Genomic DNA, 17098 nt, shown 5'->3' on the forward strand with positions numbered 1-17098 from the left:
AAGCGTAAGCGGTGTCTGAAGGGCACTTGGGTTTCAGCTTGACGGCTGGAAGTTCCAAGGAAGCAACTCGTCGATGCGGTGTTGCGGATGTCCGGCCGCAATGGCTTCGAGCGTAGCCTTGAGATAGGCGAAAGGCTCGATGGCGTTGATCTTGGCGGTCTCGATCAGGGATGCGATGCGGCCCCATGCCTTGCCCCCCTCGTCATGACCGGCGAACAATGCGTTTTTCCTGTTCAAAGCAATCGGCCTGACCAGATTTTCGACCTTGTTGGAGTCGATCTCGACGCGTCCGTCCGTCAGGAAGGTCTGCAAACCATCCCAGTGTCGGTGGATGTAGGCAAGCTTCTCTCCGAGGCGCGATTTGGCCGAGATGCGCAGGCGCTGCGCTTGTAGCCAGATGCCGAAGGCTTCGACCAGTGGCGCGGATCGTGCCTGGCGCGCTGACAGGCGCTGGCCCGGGGACGTGTCGCGGATGTCTTTCTCGACGGCATAGATTCCTGCGATCTGGCGCAGGCCCTCGGCGGCGATCTCGGAACCATCGCGATCGAAGATTTCCTTGAGCTTGCGACGCGCATGCGCCCAGCAATGGGCGACAACGATCGGATCACCGCCCTTGCGGTCAGGGCGCGTCAGCCGGTTGTAGCCCTGGTAGCCATCGAGTTGCAGCGTGCCGTTGAAGCCGGTCAGGAATTTCTCGGCATTCTCCCCGCGGCGATCGGGAGCATAGAAAAAGACGACCCCGGGGGGATCATCGCCGCCCCATGACCGATCATCGCGCGCCAGAGCCCAGAGGTAGCCTGTTTTTGTCCGCCCGCGGCCCGGATCGAGGACCGGCGCCGTGGTTTCGTCCATGAACAGCTTCGTGGATGTCTTCAGGTGCTCGGCCAGCCGGTCCACGATGGGTCCAAGGTGGAAAGCTGCCACACCGACCCAATCAGCCAGCGTCGAGCGGTGAATGTCGATGCCAGAGCGGGCGAGGATCTGTGATTGTCGGTAGAGCGGGGCATGGTCCGCATATTTGCTGACCAGAACATGCGCGATGGCGCCTTCGGTTGGGAGCCCGCCCTCGATCAGCCATGCGGGCGTCGGTGCTTGTGTGACCCCATCGGTGCAGGTGCGGCAGGCATATTTTGGGCGGACCGTCACGATCACACGGCACTGTGCCGGGACGATGTCGAGCCGCTCGTTGCGGTCCTCGCCGATCCTGTGCATCTGCCCGCAACCACAGGGGCACATCAGGCTGTCGGGTTCGACTACCTGCTCGATGCGTGGCAAACCGGCGGGCAGGTTGCCGCGGTTGCGCCTGGCCACTCGCTTTCGCTTGGGCTTGTCGTCTCCGGGCGTCTGCACCTTCTTTTGTTCACGGGCCTCGGCGACGGCAGCTTCAAGATCCTCGAAGGTCAGCTGGCGATCATCTTCGCTGAGCTTCTCGGACTTCTTGCCGTGGACCACCTGGTTCAGCTCGGCCACCAGATGCTCAAGACGTTTGACGATGTCCTCCAGCTCCGCGGCCCGCGCAGCTTTTGCCTTCAAGGCCTCAAAAGCTACGCGGTATTCCGGTGGCAGGACGGACAGATCGAGGTCTTTGGCAGCGGCGCTCATGATCAGTATTATACACTGGGATCAAAGCCATGATCCCTGCATTCGTCGCCCCGAGTCACTCCGCCGCAGCTGGTGGGCGGGTCTCCAGCGCCTTGACCTTGCGCCAGTCCAGCCCGGAAAAAAGCGCCTCGAACTGTGCGTGGTTCAGCGCCATCATTCCGTCCTTGATCGTGGGCCAGGTGAAGGTCGTGTCCTCGAGCCGTTTGTAGGCCATGACCAGACCGCTGCCGTCCCAATAGAGAAGCTTCAGCCGGTCCAAGCGCTTGGCCCGAAACAGGAACACTGTCCCGGTGAACGGATCTTTGCGGAGCACGGTCTGCACCATGGCTGTCAGCCCGTCGTGTCCTTTTCTGAAGTCAACCGGCTGCGTTGCCACCAAAATGCGCACACGGTTCGAAGGGAAGATCATGCGCCACCCCCAAGCGCACGCACGATGTCCCCAATCCGGGCTGCAGGCGTGGCACCGTCCAGCCGGACAGAAACCGATCCAGCTACGATCTCGATTGCCCTACTCGCCGAACCCGTATCTTCCGCCGATGGCGAACTTTCGACATCGAACATCACCAACGGGGCGAAGTCCGTGTCAGCCTCTGGCGCGGGCAAAACAAGTTCACCATCCTTGGCCAGCCGCCGCCATCCCGACAGGTGGTTCGGGCGAAGGTTATACTTGCGCGCAACGTCATTCACCGTTGCTCCAGGCACCAGCGTTTCTGCCACGATCCGCGCTTTCACACGATCTGGCCACCGTCGGCTCCCGGTCCGTGAGACCTCAACGCCCAAACGCGTGAGAAACTCGTTCGTAGTCTCCATGGCGAAACTCACCTCCTGTTATCCAACAGGGCGTGAGTCTCAAATCACAAGGATCAAGAGAAGGTGGGCGCCACACAGCGCTTACGGACAAGCTGCCCGACCCTAATGCCCTGGTAGCCACCTTCGATAATTGCTTCGGTGTAACCATCCAGCCGACGATTGGAACGGAGAGTAACTTGTCCATCGCGGAAAGACGTCACCACTTCATCGTCAGGTCGGACTGGTAGGCGACTTTGTTCGAACAAATACTTGAAACGCTTCACATCCCAATGGGCGGGGATTTGGCCGATCCAGTCGATGCCGCTGTCTTTCATGGGGGCGGCGGGTTTGAGGCCGCGGGTGACGGCCTCTTGGATCAGGATCTGCCTGCGCTCCGCGAGCAGCTTGATCTGCGCCTCCTTGATCCGCACCGCCTCATCAATCTTCGCACATTTTTCGTCGAGCAAGCGAACGATCTTGTCTTGGGTGTCTCGGGCAATAACCGGTATGGGCAGTTCAAGCAGGTCGCTTTGGCCGAGTGTCGATCGCACGCCGGACCCGATCTTGTTGAAGACCTCTGCTTCATACAAGTGAAAATAGTAGTAGTGCAGGAAGCGTGCATTCCATTCACAGGACGGCACAATCCGGATGTACGCAGAACTCATGATGCCTTGCTCATGAACAAGACCAACCCGGCTTGTGCGAATATTTTCAAGGTCGATCAGCTTGAAGACAAGGTCGTCGGCTTCAAATATCTGATAGGTGCGGTAATCCTTGGGCACCAAGCCTTCTGGATTGTTCGGATCGTTGTTCACCACTCCGCGCAAGGTCAGGGAAAGGACATTGTCAATCCTGCCCTCGATGTTCAGTTGCTTGCGATGAGACAGGAACCACTTTGCCTTCTCAAAGGGCCAATCTGTGGGAACATCGCCCAGCCAAGGCGCAATGTCACCCTTGTAGCTGTCATACTTGGGATACGTCGCGATATTCATTCCGCTGTCTCCAATTTGGTCGCGACCTCAACTCCCAGTATATCGGCGATCAGCCCGTCGGCCTTCTCCTCCAGTTTCAGGATGTCATGGGTCACCGCCTCAAGGCTGCGCAGCGGTTTGTGGCGGTAGAAATACTTGTTGAAGCTGATCTCGTAGCCGATTTTCACAGAGTCGAGGTTGATCCAGGCTTCCTCCACATGCGGTTTCACCTCGGCCCGGAAATAGCGGTGGATACTGTCCTTAAGCGGTACGCTTTCACTGTCGCGCAGGTCGGTCGCGGTCTCATAGGTCAGGTAGCTGCCGTCCTCCTGTGCGTACCATCCGAAATCCGCCAGATCACCGGCGGCGCAGCCCAGATGGGTGGTCAGGTCTTCTAACTCGTCTCGCGACAGCTTGTGTCGCTTGGCGATGACCTTTTGCGCGGTCTCGTCATACCAGCTGACGGCGTTCAGGATCGTGTTCTTCTCGGTCGCGGTCAGCTTGATCTTGCGCGCCTTGATCGCCTTGGTCACGGCCTCGCGGAAGGCGTTGAAATCGCCCGTCTCTTCGGTGCCGATGTCGCCTATGAGCACGGTCGCGGTGTGGAGCAGATCGCGCAGCTTGATCCAGTATTTTGTATCGATCAGTTTGCCCCGCGCCTTGGCGTTGAGGGTGATCCCCTGTTCCTCGCACCATGCGGTGATGGCTTTGACCTGCGCTTTTAGGAACCCAGGGTCATAAACCTTGTCCCCATGCTCGGCCCAGAGCCATTCCATCGGCTCGCGCAGGGATTTGTCAAAGCGCAGGGGGGCGATGCGCTCGGTGCTGAAAGCCGCGCGGCGACGGTCGGGCCGTTCGATGGTGACCTTGTGGTAGCCGAAATCCTCATTGTCGAAGATCTGCACGGCGATGCCGGTGGGATCATTGTTGGCGTCCATCTCACGCTCGATGGGGGCGAATTTCAGGTAGGCGTCGGTGATCGCTTCGATATGCTCCGGCGCGAATTCACAGTTCTTGTCGCCCAGGTTCTTGCGCAGTTTGCGGAACAGCAGGTTCGCGTCGATCAGTTGGACCTTGCCGCGCCGCGCTTCGGGCTTGGCGTTGGACAGAAGCCAGATATAGGTGGTGATGCCGGTGTTGTAGAAGAGGTTGTTGGGCAGCTGGATGATGGTGTCCAGCATGTCGTTCTCGATGATGAAGCGGCGGATGTTGGACTCGCCGCTGCCCGCGTCGCCCGTGAACAGGCTGGACCCGTTGTGGACCGAGGCGATGCGAGAGCCGAGCGGGCTGGCCGCTGCAGGCTTCATCTTGTTCACCATCTCCATGAGGAACAGAAGCTGGCCGTCCGAGGAGCGCGGGGTCGCATCCATGGTGTCGGATTTGCCCCAGTAGTCTGTCAGTTCGACCTGAAAGCGGGGATCGATGACGTCCTTGCCGTCCTTGATGTATTTGACCTCGCTGTTCCAGCTTTTGCCATAGGGAGGGTTGGACAACATAAAATCGAAGCGATTGGCCGAGAATTCATCGGTCGAAAGGGTGGAGCCGACACGGATGTTCTCGGGATTGTCGCCCTTGATCATCATGTCCGATTTGCAGATCGCGTAGGTCTCGTCGTTGATCTCCTTGCCGTAGAGATAGACGTCGCCGCGCGCCTGGATCGGGCCGCCGGGTTCCTTGATGTAGTTCTGCGCCTCAGTAAGCATGCCTCCCGACCCGCAGGCGGGATCGTAGATCGTCATGACCGGGGGCAGCTGGTCCTTGATCGGGTCAAACATGAGGTGGGTCATGAGGTGGATCACCTCGCGCGGGGTAAAGTGCTCCCCGGCTTCCTCGTTGTTCTCTTCGTTGAACTTGCGGATCAGTTCCTCGAATACATAGCCCATGCCCAGGTTTGACAGGCCCGGCAGCGTGTTGCCCTCGGGGTCTTCAACATCATGCGGCGTCAGGTTGATGTACGGCGATACGAACTTCTCGATGACGTCGAGCAGGACCTGCTTGTCCGCCATGTGGCGCATCTGTTCGAGCAGTTTGAAGCGGGTGACGATTTCCTTGACGTTGTCACTGAAGCCATCGAGGTAGTCCTCGATATTGGCCAGCAGGATCTGCTGGTTGTTCGTCGCGGTCCCGTGCAATTTCTTCAGTGTCCACTGGCTGGTATTGAAAAACACATAGCCGGAAGCGTCTTTGAGGGGCTCGTCATCAAGCTCGAGCGCGCCGACCTCGTCTTTCTGGTATCGAACTTCCTCGAGGACTGCCTCCTTGGTCGGTTCGAGCAGCGTATCGAGGCGGCGCAAAACCACCATCGGCAGGATGACATCACGGTACTTGCCGCGGACGTAAACGTCGCGAAGGCAGTCGTCTGCGATGCGCCAAATGAAAGAGACAAGGGAATTGTGGGAGGTCTGGTTCATAGTGTTTCGAGCAGCCTTGTTATTGAAATTTTGAATTTTTCGCTGTCGCCCGGAGCCATGGAGCTCCTCTGCGAAGGTTTGGTGTTGTTTTTCCTGTAACCAGTGATCGCAGGCGATATGTCGGTTCTGTTTGATGCCATGATGTTTCACGCACCAACTTCATGAAGTTCGTCGTGAGGCCAAGAGGACTTCCGGCTTTTCTCAATCTCCGCAACACGTGCTCGAACTTGCGCAAGCTGATTTTGGCGGTCCCAGAAGTTCGCTTCAATCTCAGCTTCCTCGACGGGTGTGAGAATTGGGACTTTGAACTGCCTTAGATCCTTGATCGAGACTGTTGGAATCCCAGCGCCACCGGCGAGAGAACGCAGAGTTTCTCGTACTGCATTGTTGGAAAGGTATTCAAAGAGCGCAATGCTGGAACATCCTCCCTTTCGCGGGCGCAAGACCATAAATGACTGCCCGGCAGTCCAGAATCCACTATCGCCGTCGACGGCAGCATCATCGGGAACCAATGCTACTGCGCCGATGGTGCCCTTAATCGAGAGGAGGAGGTCTCCGGGCATCAGGCGCTGATTTCGGGCTTTTCGGAGTTGTGCTCGCTCTATCAGGGTCTCTTTTTTCGGCTCTGTCAAAAGGTCATCGTTCCCGATATCTGCCGGTACGGCTTCGCGGATCATGAACTCCCCGTCGTCTTCATTTCCCATAGATAGCGGTCGGATCATCTCCACAACGTCTTCCAGTGGACGGACTTGCTTCTCGGCGAGGAAGGCCTCCACGGCCATGACCGCAGGCGGTAGTAAGTATCGCTCCAAGCTCAAGTTGTAGTCTTTCTCCCGTATTTCTGGGATGGTTACGTCCGCCGCGAAACGATCATCATCGGAAAGTTCCAAATGCATTGCATCCAGCCAGGAGCTTTCAGGCCTGACTTCAGGCCGCCCGCGCACGGTCTTTCCGGCAAAGCGACTGTCCGAGAGGTTTACGAAGCGGACGCCGTGTCGCTTTCGCCCATGCGGGCCAAGGACGATAAGGTTGGTGGCGACTCCGGTATGAGGGAAAATCATGCCGCCCGGGACGGAGAGAATTGCTTCAAGGCGCCCGGATTCAACCAAGGCTTCCCGAGCGATCGGCTCAACGCCGACACCGCGGAACATCATCCCTTCGACCACCGAGATCACAATGCGTTTGCTAGGCGATTGCAGTCCATCGGCAATCGCCACCGGATCACTGCTGAGGCGCCTGGAGCGTTCGCTCTCACCGAGAATTGACAGAGTCGACTTTGGGGTATCTGCGCCAGAGGGGATCTTTAGACCAAAGGGGGACATGATTATCTCGGCATCAAACTGCCCATCGTCCGTTCGGCTGAAAGGATTGGCCGGAACGACATCCAACTGAGTTTCGACAATTGTCGCCAGCATCGTGGCGAGTTGGCAGGTTGTATGGTCATGGGCTGTAAAACGGACAAATCTCTCCTGCATGCTCAGAAGGAGCGCGGGATGGAGGGAGGCATCAAAAGCGCACCTGACCCTAGCAGCATTGCCGGCAAATTCGGCTAAACGTCTTGCTGGAAGCTGCGAGATCCACACGACACCACGATCGGCGCGCGCGGAGCGCGCCAGCATTTCGTCGATGGAGTGAAGTCTTTCGTTTGGGGATGCCGAGAGAAGTCGCATCCTAGCATCTGTGAGGGCTGCATATGCGTCTGTAGCTTTCAGAGAGGCCCATTCCAGATGAGTGCGATTGGCCGCATCCTCTGGCATCCCCAAGTGGTGGGCGGCATCGTAAAGGAGAACCTCGATGGAGTGAGGAGCGGACAGGGCTCCACGCAAGTCATCAAGTGCTCTCCAGATTTCAGCCGAGAGTTCTTTCATCATTTATAAGCCTCTTATTTTTTTTGCTGCTAGCGACAAAAAACTGTCGGTTCGGTAGGTGGTAATCAGGACCTCTCCGTCAGACACCACGGTAATCCCACCCTTGCTCATGGCTCGTTCAAGAGCCTTCAGCTCGCGGCGCAACTGCTGCATTGCGTGCTGGCATTCCCTGCGTCCGAGAACGGTCTTGTCGCCTTTGGGCTCACCATACTCCAGCGCAAGGTTGATTAGTTCCTTGTTGATGCCCCGTTGGTTCATCCGGGTGCCCATGTGTGTCGTCATCTGCATGTGATTCCCCTTGTCTTGGACACATAGATATCACCTCGGAATCCAAATTCAATTCCTTATTTTAATTTTTCACCCTTCCACCTGGTGTGTTCCGCCTGCGGTGGCGCAGCCAACAGCTGCTCCTCCCATTTAATTGGAAAAGGCTCGAGGAGGCGTCCTAGCGTCACCTCTGCCCCCTGTGCCCCGTCGAGAACTGTCTCGACGATGTAGGGAGCGAGCAGCGTGAGCCGCAGGACGCGGGTCATGTATGACGGCGCAATCCCTTCGTGTTCTGCCAGTTCGGCGATGGTCGCAAAATCACCTGATTCCAGCATCCGCTTCCACCGGAACGCACGCGCGAGTGCCTTGACCAGCGTGTTATCAGTTCTTCGCGCCTGCGCTGCGCCCTCGGGCAGCTGCATTTCCTTCCGCCCTCCGCGCTTCACGACGCGGAACGGGACGTGGAGCGTCACAGTCTCTGGAGTGGGCGACCCACGATTCATGCGGCCTCTCCGATATTGCCAGACTGCATCTCGCGCGCGAGGCCGCTGAGGCCGTCAACACGCAGTCTGACATTCAGGCCGTCAGAGCCAATATCAATGCGCTCGATCAGCAGCGCCACGATGCGTGCTTGCTCGGCGGGAAAGAGTTCGTCCCACAGCGGATCGAACTGCTGCAAGGCGGCGCGGGCGTCGGCCTCGGTGATGTCGTCGGCGTGGGCGCGAGCGGCCTTCCATGTCCCCGCCACGATCTCTGGCTGGCGGAACACGGTACGCAATTGGTCGATCACCGTGGCTTCGATTTCACCAGCGGGCACACGACCGACGGGGCATGACCCGGCACCATGTTTCAGCACGGTCTGGCTGACATAGTAGCGATAGAGCCTTCCACCCTTGCGGGTATGCGTTGGAGAAAACGCCGCGCCATCGGGACCAAAGAGCAAACCCTTCAGCAGCGCGGGCGTCTCGGAGCGGGTACGCGCGGCGCGCTTGCGGGGGCTCTCCTGCAGGATTGCATGGACACGGGCCCAAGTCTCGCGGTCGATGATCGCGTCGTGCTCGCCGGGATAGCTGTCGCCCTTGTGCACCGCCTCGCCGATGTACGCGCGGTTGTTCAGCATCCGGTAGAGGTACTTCTTGTCGATCCGGTTGCCGCGCGGCGTGCGGATGCCACGCTTCGTCACCTCCCGCGCCAGTTCCGTTCCCGAGCCGACCTCGAGGAATCGGGCGAAGATCCAGCGCACATGGTCGGCGGCGTCCTCATCGATCACCAGTTTGCGATTCTCGACGCGGTAGCCATAAGGCGGCACGCCGCCCATCCACATCCCCTTCTTGCGGCTCGCGGCGACCTTGTCGCGGATGCGCTCGGCTGTGACCTCCCGCTCGAACTGGGCGAAGGACAGCAGGATGTTCAGCGTCAGCCGCCCCATGGACGTAGTCGTGTTGAATTGCTGGGTGACGGAGACGAAGGTCACGCCATGCTGATCAAAAACCTCGACCAGCTTGGCGAAGTCCGCCAGCGAACGGCTGAGCCGATCGATTTTGTAGACAACGATCACGTCGACCAAACCGTCCTCAACATCTTGCATAAGGCGCTTCAGGCCGGGCCGCTCCAGCGTGCCGCCGGAAATGCCGCCATCATCATATTGATCGCGGACCAGAACCCAACCCTCTGATTTCTGGCTGGCAATGTAAGCCTCGCAGGCTTCGCGCTGCGCATGCAGGCTGTTGAATTCCTGCTCTAGCCCGGCCTCATTGCTTTTGCGCGTGTAAATGGCACAGCGCATTTTCCTGGTGATAGGTTTGGTCATGTCTGCCTCCGTGATTTCAAGCCGAAGAACACCCAGCCGTTCCAGCGTGTGCCGGTGATGGCGCGTGCGATGGCGGACAACGACTTGTAAGGCCGCCCCTGCCATTCGAACCCGTCCACGGTCACCGTGACGACGTGCTCAACGCCCTGCCATTCACGAATCAACCGCGTGCCTGCAATCGGGTGGAAATCTGCACGGATACGGCTTTTCTTGCGGTCACCGCCGTCGAGTTCCTCACCGAGCCGTTCAAGCCGTCGCACCGTCTCCGGCTTCAGCCCGCCATAGGCGAGTTCCTGGATGCGATACGCGAGACGGCTTTCGAGGTAACGCCGGTTAAAAGGGGGCGGTTCGCTGTCGAACAGCTCGCGCCATTGGTCTTTCAGGTCCTTGGTGGGGGTGGATTTCAGCGCCGCGAGGCGCGCGGGGATGGGATCGTGGTTTGTCATGCGTGTCTCCGGTGAGTCGGAGTTGCATGAACGCTCTGGTTGGCTGAGTTGTGTAGCGAACTTTCTCCATATTGGTCAGAGAGTTGGGGCATTTCGCGCTGGTGTAGACGGATCAGGCCGAGGGCCAGAAGGGCACAAAGTTCAGCCCTGCGCTCGGTAAGCGACATCAAGTCGGCGGGTAAGGGATTGGGGCGTTTCATGGCAGCGGCCTCCGGCGTTGCGTGATCAATTACTGACCAAAAGCCAATCTGAGGACGCGAATGGGACAGGCGATCTGCATTTAGAACATTTTGTGAACAAAATGCTTGCTCTGGGCGGAGGTGAAGACAATCATCGCAACACTTGCCCCCTTGCACATATCTTGCCCGAGGAGCGTCGATGGCACGTAGATCCTTTCCCTTTGGCCCTGATACTATGCGTCTGATCGAGGATGCGCGTGTCGAATTGCTGCGAGCGCTTCTTGGTGTGCGCGAGGACGATGGTGAGCCTGTTTTTGACTGGCCAGCGTCGGTGCCGGACCTTGATGATGCGGATGCCGTTCTGGACTATCGCGGCCAGCTTGTTGAAATCCTGAACGGCTATGGGTCCGATGAGTTGAGCCCGCTGGAGCAGCGAGCACGACGTGTTTGCGGGCTTGCAACCGGCAAGGGGCCGGTCTCGCTGCGAACCATTGTCGAACAGCAACTCGATCACGAGAGCATTGTGACATTCGAGGCGCAGCCCGATGCCATGTGCCGGAGCCTGTGGATATTTCTGAACAAGCGCAGCACGTTCGAGGATGCCGAAAGTTTTCATGCCGTGCGTCAGGTCCGCGAGCATCGCAAGCTCTACGACGCGTTCGAAGTAGACCTTGAGACAGACGCCCCGTTTGACGCTGCCGCCGTTGATGAAGACGTGTTCTCCGGGCACTTGAAGCTCCGCCTTGACCTGCGGCCGGACGTTGCCTGCACGGTCAGGGCGTTCAACCTACCTGCGACGATCACCCATCCAGCTTCCGTGCTGGTGATCATCCGTCACGGGGGCCCTCTGTCGAGCGTGTTCAATCATCGCAACGATGGCCGTCGTGCGCCGATTTACTACCGCCCACCTAATGAGGCTACACTGATCTACACACCGTCCTTGCGCCAGATCGAAGTTTGCGCGGATAGCCCGGTTGTGCGCCAAAAGGTCGGCGATGCCTTCGCCGAGGTCGCGCTGTCCCACGATATTTCGCAAAAGCCACTGACATGGAAACGCTATAATCTTTCACGGTTCCGGTCGTCTCTGTCGCTCGATGTGCCGAAAATTGCGGGATATCAGATTTCCAAGGTCCGGGTGCTCGAGGCCGAAGTGCGGCTGGGCCAGTGGCGACGCAAGCTGTCGCTCAAGGTGGCCATGGAAGATGACATTGCCGAGGTGGCAGACCGGTATCTTGGAGCGCGGAATGTATTTCGCCGGGCAGAAAAGTTGAGCCGCATCGGTATCGGAGTGGTTTACAGCCTTGACGGTGAAGCAACGGAACGAACGCTCAACATCACGATTTCCGGTACCAAAAGCTGCAACCTGCAAAGTCACCGCGATCCTGAACAGCGCAGCCTGGGATTCGCCCTGTTGCAGCATTGGGGCATATTGAGCGCCTTTCAGCAGATCGATCCATCAGACCTGCGCGGTATGTTTGCGGCATTGGTTCAATTGCACGATCGCATCGAGGACAAGGTGAGCGGCTCGTATTTGCAGGAGCTGGGTCTCGATCCCGATCAACTGATCGCAGGTGGGCTCCTTGAGCGCTGTGACCGGCAGGATGTGATCTTGATCGACGATGGCGATATCGAAGGCGAGGCCGTTGTCCAACCATCCGCTGGGCGTGGTCTGGTTCGCATGATCGGCCCATTTGGAGAGGATGTGGGGAATAGCCCCCTCGCGGATTTCGAGATGTTTGCAATCAATGCGCAGTGGCTCCATGAGACGCTGCTGCAATTGCTGAAACCTTTGCTGAGCAAGCGCTCGGGTCAAATTCTCGACCCCGACCTCACCCTGCTTGGTGCCATGCGAATCGATGGTGCCGATGTGCCGGTCTATTTTGCGCGGCGCTTGAATGACCTGAAGACTGCCGAAAGACTGGATCTGGCATTGCGTGCCCGGAACATGGCTGGCGTTGGGATCATTCTGGCTGCCAGCGAGGCTATGCTGTCCCATCTTGGCCCAAACGTGGTGGTGCCACTCCTTTCCCATCTCGCATCTGCGGACGATGAAGCCCTGTTTTCCCGAGACGGGGTGGAACTGGCCTACAGGAACGGTCTTTCACTTGCTCGCGGGGGTGTATCGCCGCGCGTTGTTCGGACAGGTGTGCAGTCTGGCACCCTGTTCATTCCGGGCAAAGAGCCACTGCATCTCACTGGCCATGATCAATTGACCATCTTTGAACGCCTCGTCGTTGCTGCCGTCAAAGGCAGTCCCGATTTGCAGGTCCAGGCTTTGATGGAAGGCTTCGAAGCGCGGAGCCCGCAGCAATCGTTTCGAAAGGCGACGTGGGACAGCATCCGCGACGTTTATATCGGCAAAGGTACCAAGAATGGCTACTGGCGTCTTGTCCTTGCCATGCACCCGAATGACGCCAGCGACGCCCTGGTAGAAGGCCCCGTCTAACGTTGGTCTAACATCTGCCGGGGAGACGGTCTAACGAATCGCTGATTATTGGAAAGGCTCACTCATCAGAGGAGCACTTCCATGCCGACTCCCTTCCCCTTGCGCCAGGCCGCCCAGACGAGCTGGTCCGGTGCCGCGAATAGCAAGTTCACCACCTCCCATACGGAATGGCGCTGCACGCGCTGTGACAAGCTGCTCGGCGTTTGCCGGGACAGCCGCATGCACCTGCGTTTTGCACGGGGCCACGAGTATTTCGTGGGCTTCCCGGTGCAGGCCACCTGTCGGGGCTGCGGGACACTGAACCAAGCGACCGCAGCCGCGCGCTGACGCGCGCATTCATCCAATCCCCCGAAACACTAGAGACGCGCGACGTCCTGACCTGGCCACAAGAAGGCGCTGGACGCCTGGCCGCAAGGCAGGCGTCCAATGTCCTACGCATGGCACGAGATCCGTGATCATCTCATGACTGTTTCCTCCACTCTCGACTTTCACCACCGGTTCGGCCGGTTGCGCGTCACCGAACCGGAACTTGCGGATTTTTCCGATCCGTCGGCGCTGCTGGATCATCTGCATCAGGTTCAGGGCGACCCAGAGGGCAAGAACCAGCTGCTCCGCGCTTTGATCCGCGCGGCGCAATCGGATGGTCCGTGCGCCGATCATGCGTTGACGCTGCTGCTGCTCGCGCTCTGGCCCGGGCTTGATGCTGTGCGTCAGCGTTCGGTTCGCCGGAGGTTGGGTGCGCCGGAGGATATTGCAGCCGACGTTTTGGCACGTGCGACAGAGGCGTTTCGGGGCCTCGCGCTCGACCGCGTCAACAGGATTGCAGCGACGGTTCTGCGCAACATCGAGCGCGACATGATCAGGGCAAAGCGCCGTGCACGGATTTTCAAAGGCAATCCCGACAGCAATGACCTGGCCGCTCAACAGGCGCCCGATGAGAAAGTCTTCGCGAACCTTTTGTTGAGGCACGACATGCCGCGCCTTGTCGGCGAGGACGCCCGCCTTGTTCGGGCTGTCGCTCTTCATGGCTTCACGCAGGCGGAGGTCGGAGCGGTGCTTGGGCTCTCCGCTGACGCTGCACGCAAGCGCCATCAGCGCGCACTCCGCCGGCTTCGCAAATGTTTTGCAGAAAATGTCTGACCGGCTGTCCCACCCGGACCGCCCGACTGGCTTTTGTTTTTTTGTTTGGCCCGGTTCTGGGCCTCGCACAGGAGGCACACAAGGAATGCATGAGATTGATCAAGACAGCGATATGGTCCGGATCCCGGGTCTGTATCGTCATTGGGAATTGCCGCAGATCCTGCGGATGCACGAGGCGTTTCGGATCGAGGCTGCGGGCGCGCACGAAGATGGCACACCGCTGCTGGCGGTGTTTTCCAGCGGTGACGGGCCTGACTTTCAGGCCGTCGCGCAGCTCTGGAGTAAGGCTCCCGACAGCACCGGCACGATGAGCGCACCGCGCCCGTTCACGGCGGCGTGACGGGAGGGCCTTGCCATGAAGCAGCGCAAGTCCGCAGCCAACGCCATCCGCCAGTGGGCGCCGATCTCGGAAATCCAGTTTTGCGCCTGGGTGGCGCAGGCAGAGCCGGGCGACCGTCTGGACTATCACCGCGGCTATCTCGCGGTGGATGCCGACAAGGTCACGTCAGATTTGGACCCGAATGCCCGCGCCGAGCTGGCATGTCTGCGCGACCGTGCATTCTGGAGCGAAACGGCGGGCCTCGTTCACCTCGTCCAGCAACGGCTGGAGCCAGACCGCTTTGCCTATCTGGCCATCGCCCGACCCAAGACATCTCGCACGGCAAGAGCTGTCGCGCAGCTGGCGGAAGCTGCCTGACCCAGACCCCCCAGAAAGGAGACCCAATGACCTATCCTCAAAACACCCCGAGCGTGGATGACATGCTCAAGATGCCGACGGGCGAGTTGGCGCAGATGCCAGTGGAACTACTGGCCGCCCTGCAAGGCGAACTCGATCATGCCGGCAAGCAGCTGAAGGCTGCCACCGCGCGGTTCAACACAGCCCTTGAGGTCCGCTACGCCACCTGCGCGGCCGAGGCCCGTCGTGCCTGCGGCAAGGACACTGGCACCGTCCGCCTCGTTGATGGCGATTACACCGTCGTGGCCGACCTGCCCAAGCGCATCGACTGGGACCAGGCCAAGCTGGCGCAGATTGCCCGGAGCATTTCCGACAGCGGCGTCGACCCGGCCGAATTCATCGACACCAAGCTGACGGTCTCGGAGCGCAAGTACACCGCGCTGCCCGAGGCCTGGCGCAAGGGTTTCGAGCCCGCGCGCACCGTGAAGGTGGGCGCGCTCAAGGTGACGCTGGAGCGCGAGGAGGGCGGACAATGACTGCGCTCGTTCCAATTGCGGTGGCTGGCGAGAACCTACCGGGCCTGATTGACCGTGCAGCGTCCATGCTGGCCAGCGCCAAGACCTCGGCGGATGTTCTGGAAGCTCGCGAGGCCGCTGGCCTTGCCTATGACATCGCCAAACGACTTCGCGCGGACGAATATGATGCAGCGCAAGCGTGGGGGGAGGTGGCAAAGCGCGGATGGGATAGTGGTGTTGACAAGCGCAACACCACTACCGCAGCCGATCTTGGTCTCCGCCACGATCAAATCCACGATGCACGCCTGATCCGAAACGCCAAAACTGCGGATGAGATCGGCGAGGTGCTGTCATGACCGGCGCACTCCCCATCATCACGGCCGATCAGCGCATGGCGGAGCCCCGCGGTATCAAAGGCGTCATCTTCGGTCCCTCGGGCATCGGCAAAACCAGCCTTCTCTGGACATTGCGGAATTCCACGACGCTGTTTTTCGATCTCGAAGCCGGTGATCTGGCCATTGAAGGGCTGGCCATCGATGCGATCCGGCCGCGCACCTGGACCGAATGCCGTGATTTCGCGGTGTTTATCGGCGGCCCGAACCCGGCGCTGCGCGACGATCAGGCGTATAGCGCGGCCCATTATGCCGCTGTTTGCCAGAAGTTCGGCAATCCTGCTACGCTCGAAACTTACGACACGGTGTTCATCGACTCGATTACCGTGGCGGGACGGCTCTGCTTTCAGTGGTGCAAAGGCCAGCCTGAGGCGCATTCGGAAAAGACCGGCAAAGCGGATGTGCGGGGCGCGTATGGCCTGCACGGGCGCGAGATGATTGCCTGGCTGACCCACCTGCAGCACACGCGCGGCAAGAACATCTGGTTCGTGGGCATCCTCGATCAGAAGCTCGACGATTTCAATCGCAAGGTCTTCGTGCCGCAGATCGACGGCAGCAAGACCGGGTTGGAGCTGCCCGGGATCGTCGATCAGGTCCTCACCATGGCCGAGATCAAAGGCGAGGGTGACATCCTTCAGCGTGGTTTTGTCTGCCAGACACTGAACCCTTGGGGCTACCCCGCCAAGGATCGCTCCGGCCGTCTTGATCTGATCGAGCCGCCGCATCTGGGTCAGTTGATGGACAAGATCCGCGGCCCCCTCGTGCCCGCCGAACGCCGGCTGACCTACCAGCCGCCTCAAATCCCAAAGCCGTCCCCAGCGACGGCTGACACCTCCAACGCTTCCACCAACTGAAAGGACCCGAGCCATGTCTCTCTGGAACGATTTCAATGATGCCCAATCAAACAGCAATGTCATCCCCAAAGGCACACTGGCCAAGGTGCGCCTGACCATCCGGTCAGGCGGGTTTGACGACCCTGCCCAGGGTTGGACCGGCGGGTATGCGAAACGTGGCAGCACCGGGTCGGTTTATCTCGATGCCGAATACACGGTCCTCGAAGGGCAGTATGCCAAGCGCAAGATTTGGTCGATGATCGGGCTTTACAGCCCCAATGGCCCGAACTGGGCCAATATGGGCCGCAGCCTTGTGCGGGGTATCCTCAACTCGGCACGCGGGATTTCCGACAAGGATACCTCGCCCGAAGCGCAGGCCCGGCGCCGCATTAGTGGTTTTGCTGATCTGGATGGCCTCGAATTCGTCGCACGGATCGATGTCGGCACCGACACCAACGGCGAGGACAAGAACGAGATCAAGAGCGCAGTCATGCCGGACCACCGCGATTATGCGCAGATCATGGGACTTGTGGCGGCTCCTGTCATGGCACCGCAGATGCAGATGCCCGCGTCCGCGCCTCAGTATCAGCCAGCGGTCGCGCCCGCTTTACCTGCACACGGTTATCCGGCACCGGCCACCTCTGCGCCAGTGCAAGGTCATCCGTCCCAAGCGCCACAGTCGCACCAGACGTCTGAGCAGCAGACACCAGCTGCACCGGGCTTCCCGGGCCGGCCCAGCTGGGCTGAGTAAGG

The 17098-nt window shown here is 59.5% G+C and carries 19 protein-coding genes; 9 read left to right on the forward strand and 10 right to left on the reverse strand.

Annotation, left to right across the window (positions count from 1 at the left end; genetic code table 11):
• Window positions 1–33: 33 nt before the first annotated feature.
• The 10 genes from tnpC to ACK3EW_RS06715 all read right to left on the reverse strand — a co-directional run bounded on the left by tnpC (window position 34) and on the right by ACK3EW_RS06715 (window position 10164).
• Window positions 34–1602 carry an IS66 family transposase gene (tnpC, locus tag ACK3EW_RS06670; RefSeq protein ID WP_301070747.1) on the reverse strand — a complete coding sequence of 523 codons (1569 nt, stop codon included), beginning with the start codon at window positions 1600–1602 and terminating at the stop codon, window positions 34–36.
• Between the two features lie 55 nt (window positions 1603–1657).
• The gene (tnpB, locus tag ACK3EW_RS06675; protein WP_301070749.1) at window positions 1658–2011 is read right to left on the reverse strand and encodes an IS66 family insertion sequence element accessory protein TnpB; all 354 of its coding nucleotides are present in this window, start codon (window positions 2009–2011) and stop codon (window positions 1658–1660) included.
• On the reverse strand, window positions 2008–2412 hold the full coding sequence (gene tnpA, locus ACK3EW_RS06680; RefSeq protein ID WP_301070753.1) for an IS66-like element accessory protein TnpA: 405 nt from the start codon (window positions 2410–2412) through the stop codon (window positions 2008–2010). Before tnpA ends, tnpB begins: the two co-directional genes overlap by 4 nt.
• 53 nt (window positions 2413–2465) lie before the next feature.
• Entirely contained in the window at window positions 2466–3383 is a 918-nt protein-coding gene (locus tag ACK3EW_RS06685; RefSeq protein WP_493808965.1) for a restriction endonuclease subunit S domain-containing protein, read from the reverse strand.
• Window positions 3380–5773 carry a type I restriction-modification system subunit M gene (locus ACK3EW_RS06690; RefSeq protein WP_300581080.1) on the reverse strand — a complete coding sequence of 798 codons (2394 nt, stop codon included), beginning with the start codon at window positions 5771–5773 and terminating at the stop codon, window positions 3380–3382. The genes ACK3EW_RS06685 and ACK3EW_RS06690 overlap by 4 nt, the downstream gene beginning before the upstream one ends.
• A gap of 146 nt (window positions 5774–5919) precedes the next feature.
• Window positions 5920–7644: a type I restriction-modification system subunit M/S gene (locus tag ACK3EW_RS06695; protein WP_300581077.1), complete on the reverse strand. Its 1725-nt coding sequence runs from the start codon at window positions 7642–7644 to the stop codon at window positions 5920–5922.
• A complete protein-coding gene (locus tag ACK3EW_RS06700; protein ID WP_493808966.1) occupies window positions 7645–7929 on the reverse strand; it encodes a hypothetical protein in 285 nt (94 codons plus the stop codon).
• 56 nt (window positions 7930–7985) lie between these two features.
• On the reverse strand, window positions 7986–8411 hold the full coding sequence (locus ACK3EW_RS06705) for a hypothetical protein (RefSeq protein WP_300581072.1): 426 nt from the start codon (window positions 8409–8411) through the stop codon (window positions 7986–7988).
• Window positions 8408–9718: a recombinase family protein gene (locus ACK3EW_RS06710; RefSeq protein WP_300581069.1), complete on the reverse strand. Its 1311-nt coding sequence runs from the start codon at window positions 9716–9718 to the stop codon at window positions 8408–8410. The genes ACK3EW_RS06705 and ACK3EW_RS06710 overlap by 4 nt, the downstream gene beginning before the upstream one ends.
• Window positions 9715–10164 carry a DUF2924 domain-containing protein gene (locus tag ACK3EW_RS06715; protein WP_493808967.1) on the reverse strand — a complete coding sequence of 150 codons (450 nt, stop codon included), beginning with the start codon at window positions 10162–10164 and terminating at the stop codon, window positions 9715–9717. Before ACK3EW_RS06715 ends, ACK3EW_RS06710 begins: the two co-directional genes overlap by 4 nt.
• Window positions 10165–10542: 378 nt before the next feature.
• On the opposite strand from ACK3EW_RS06715, the gene ACK3EW_RS06720 reads away from it, so the two are divergent.
• From ACK3EW_RS06720 to ACK3EW_RS06760, 9 genes are all read left to right on the forward strand, one after another.
• Window positions 10543–12789 carry a hypothetical protein gene (locus tag ACK3EW_RS06720; protein ID WP_493808968.1) on the forward strand — a complete coding sequence of 749 codons (2247 nt, stop codon included), beginning with the start codon at window positions 10543–10545 and terminating at the stop codon, window positions 12787–12789.
• An 81-nt stretch (window positions 12790–12870) separates the two neighbouring features.
• A complete protein-coding gene (locus ACK3EW_RS06725) occupies window positions 12871–13116 on the forward strand; it encodes a hypothetical protein (protein ID WP_493808969.1) in 246 nt (81 codons plus the stop codon).
• 99 nt (window positions 13117–13215) lie between these two features.
• Window positions 13216–13929 carry an RNA polymerase sigma factor gene (locus ACK3EW_RS06730; RefSeq protein ID WP_493808970.1) on the forward strand — a complete coding sequence of 238 codons (714 nt, stop codon included), beginning with the start codon at window positions 13216–13218 and terminating at the stop codon, window positions 13927–13929.
• 85 nt (window positions 13930–14014) lie between these two features.
• Window positions 14015–14269, forward strand: coding sequence for a hypothetical protein (locus ACK3EW_RS06735; protein WP_493808655.1), 255 nt, complete (start codon window positions 14015–14017; stop codon window positions 14267–14269).
• A gap of 15 nt (window positions 14270–14284) precedes the next feature.
• Window positions 14285–14626 carry a hypothetical protein gene (locus ACK3EW_RS06740; RefSeq protein WP_493808971.1) on the forward strand — a complete coding sequence of 114 codons (342 nt, stop codon included), beginning with the start codon at window positions 14285–14287 and terminating at the stop codon, window positions 14624–14626.
• Window positions 14627–14652: 26 nt separating this feature from the next.
• Window positions 14653–15141, forward strand: a complete 489-nt coding sequence (locus tag ACK3EW_RS06745; RefSeq protein ID WP_493808972.1) for a hypothetical protein — start codon at window positions 14653–14655, stop codon at window positions 15139–15141.
• Complete coding sequence (locus ACK3EW_RS06750; RefSeq protein ID WP_493808658.1) at window positions 15138–15476, forward strand: hypothetical protein; 339 nt, start codon at window positions 15138–15140, stop codon at window positions 15474–15476. Before ACK3EW_RS06745 ends, ACK3EW_RS06750 begins: the two co-directional genes overlap by 4 nt.
• A complete protein-coding gene (locus ACK3EW_RS06755; protein WP_493808973.1) occupies window positions 15473–16366 on the forward strand; it encodes an ATP-binding protein in 894 nt (297 codons plus the stop codon). Before ACK3EW_RS06750 ends, ACK3EW_RS06755 begins: the two co-directional genes overlap by 4 nt.
• Window positions 16367–16379: 13 nt before the next feature.
• Window positions 16380–17096, forward strand: a complete 717-nt coding sequence (locus ACK3EW_RS06760; protein ID WP_493808974.1) for a hypothetical protein — start codon at window positions 16380–16382, stop codon at window positions 17094–17096.
• The last annotated feature ends 2 nt before the right edge of the window (window positions 17097–17098 follow it).

This window comes from Marivita sp. NO-S04, from assembly GCF_059070475.1.

Excerpts from the sequence above, each read along its gene's own strand:
- tnpC (WP_301070747.1), bottom strand. The coding sequence starts at position 1,602 with ATGAGCGCCGCTGCCAAAGACCTCGATCTGTCCGTCCTGCCACCGGAA.
- tnpB (WP_301070749.1), bottom strand. The coding sequence starts at position 2,011 with ATGATCTTCCCTTCGAACCGTGTGCGCATTTTGGTGGCAACGCAGCCG.
- tnpA (WP_301070753.1), bottom strand. The coding sequence starts at position 2,412 with ATGGAGACTACGAACGAGTTTCTCACGCGTTTGGGCGTTGAGGTCTCA.
- ACK3EW_RS06685 (WP_493808965.1), bottom strand. The coding sequence starts at position 3,383 with ATGAATATCGCGACGTATCCCAAGTATGACAGCTACAAGGGTGACATT.
- ACK3EW_RS06690 (WP_300581080.1), bottom strand. The coding sequence starts at position 5,773 with ATGAACCAGACCTCCCACAATTCCCTTGTCTCTTTCATTTGGCGCATC.
- ACK3EW_RS06695 (WP_300581077.1), bottom strand. The coding sequence starts at position 7,644 with ATGATGAAAGAACTCTCGGCTGAAATCTGGAGAGCACTTGATGACTTG.
- ACK3EW_RS06700 (WP_493808966.1), bottom strand. The coding sequence starts at position 7,929 with ATGCAGATGACGACACACATGGGCACCCGGATGAACCAACGGGGCATC.
- ACK3EW_RS06705 (WP_300581072.1), bottom strand. The coding sequence starts at position 8,411 with ATGAATCGTGGGTCGCCCACTCCAGAGACTGTGACGCTCCACGTCCCG.
- ACK3EW_RS06710 (WP_300581069.1), bottom strand. The coding sequence starts at position 9,718 with ATGACCAAACCTATCACCAGGAAAATGCGCTGTGCCATTTACACGCGC.
- ACK3EW_RS06715 (WP_493808967.1), bottom strand. The coding sequence starts at position 10,164 with ATGACAAACCACGATCCCATCCCCGCGCGCCTCGCGGCGCTGAAATCC.
- ACK3EW_RS06720 (WP_493808968.1), top strand. The coding sequence starts at position 10,543 with ATGGCACGTAGATCCTTTCCCTTTGGCCCTGATACTATGCGTCTGATC.
- ACK3EW_RS06725 (WP_493808969.1), top strand. The coding sequence starts at position 12,871 with ATGCCGACTCCCTTCCCCTTGCGCCAGGCCGCCCAGACGAGCTGGTCC.
- ACK3EW_RS06730 (WP_493808970.1), top strand. The coding sequence starts at position 13,216 with ATGTCCTACGCATGGCACGAGATCCGTGATCATCTCATGACTGTTTCC.
- ACK3EW_RS06735 (WP_493808655.1), top strand. The coding sequence starts at position 14,015 with ATGCATGAGATTGATCAAGACAGCGATATGGTCCGGATCCCGGGTCTG.
- ACK3EW_RS06740 (WP_493808971.1), top strand. The coding sequence starts at position 14,285 with ATGAAGCAGCGCAAGTCCGCAGCCAACGCCATCCGCCAGTGGGCGCCG.
- ACK3EW_RS06745 (WP_493808972.1), top strand. The coding sequence starts at position 14,653 with ATGACCTATCCTCAAAACACCCCGAGCGTGGATGACATGCTCAAGATG.
- ACK3EW_RS06750 (WP_493808658.1), top strand. The coding sequence starts at position 15,138 with ATGACTGCGCTCGTTCCAATTGCGGTGGCTGGCGAGAACCTACCGGGC.
- ACK3EW_RS06755 (WP_493808973.1), top strand. The coding sequence starts at position 15,473 with ATGACCGGCGCACTCCCCATCATCACGGCCGATCAGCGCATGGCGGAG.
- ACK3EW_RS06760 (WP_493808974.1), top strand. The coding sequence starts at position 16,380 with ATGTCTCTCTGGAACGATTTCAATGATGCCCAATCAAACAGCAATGTC.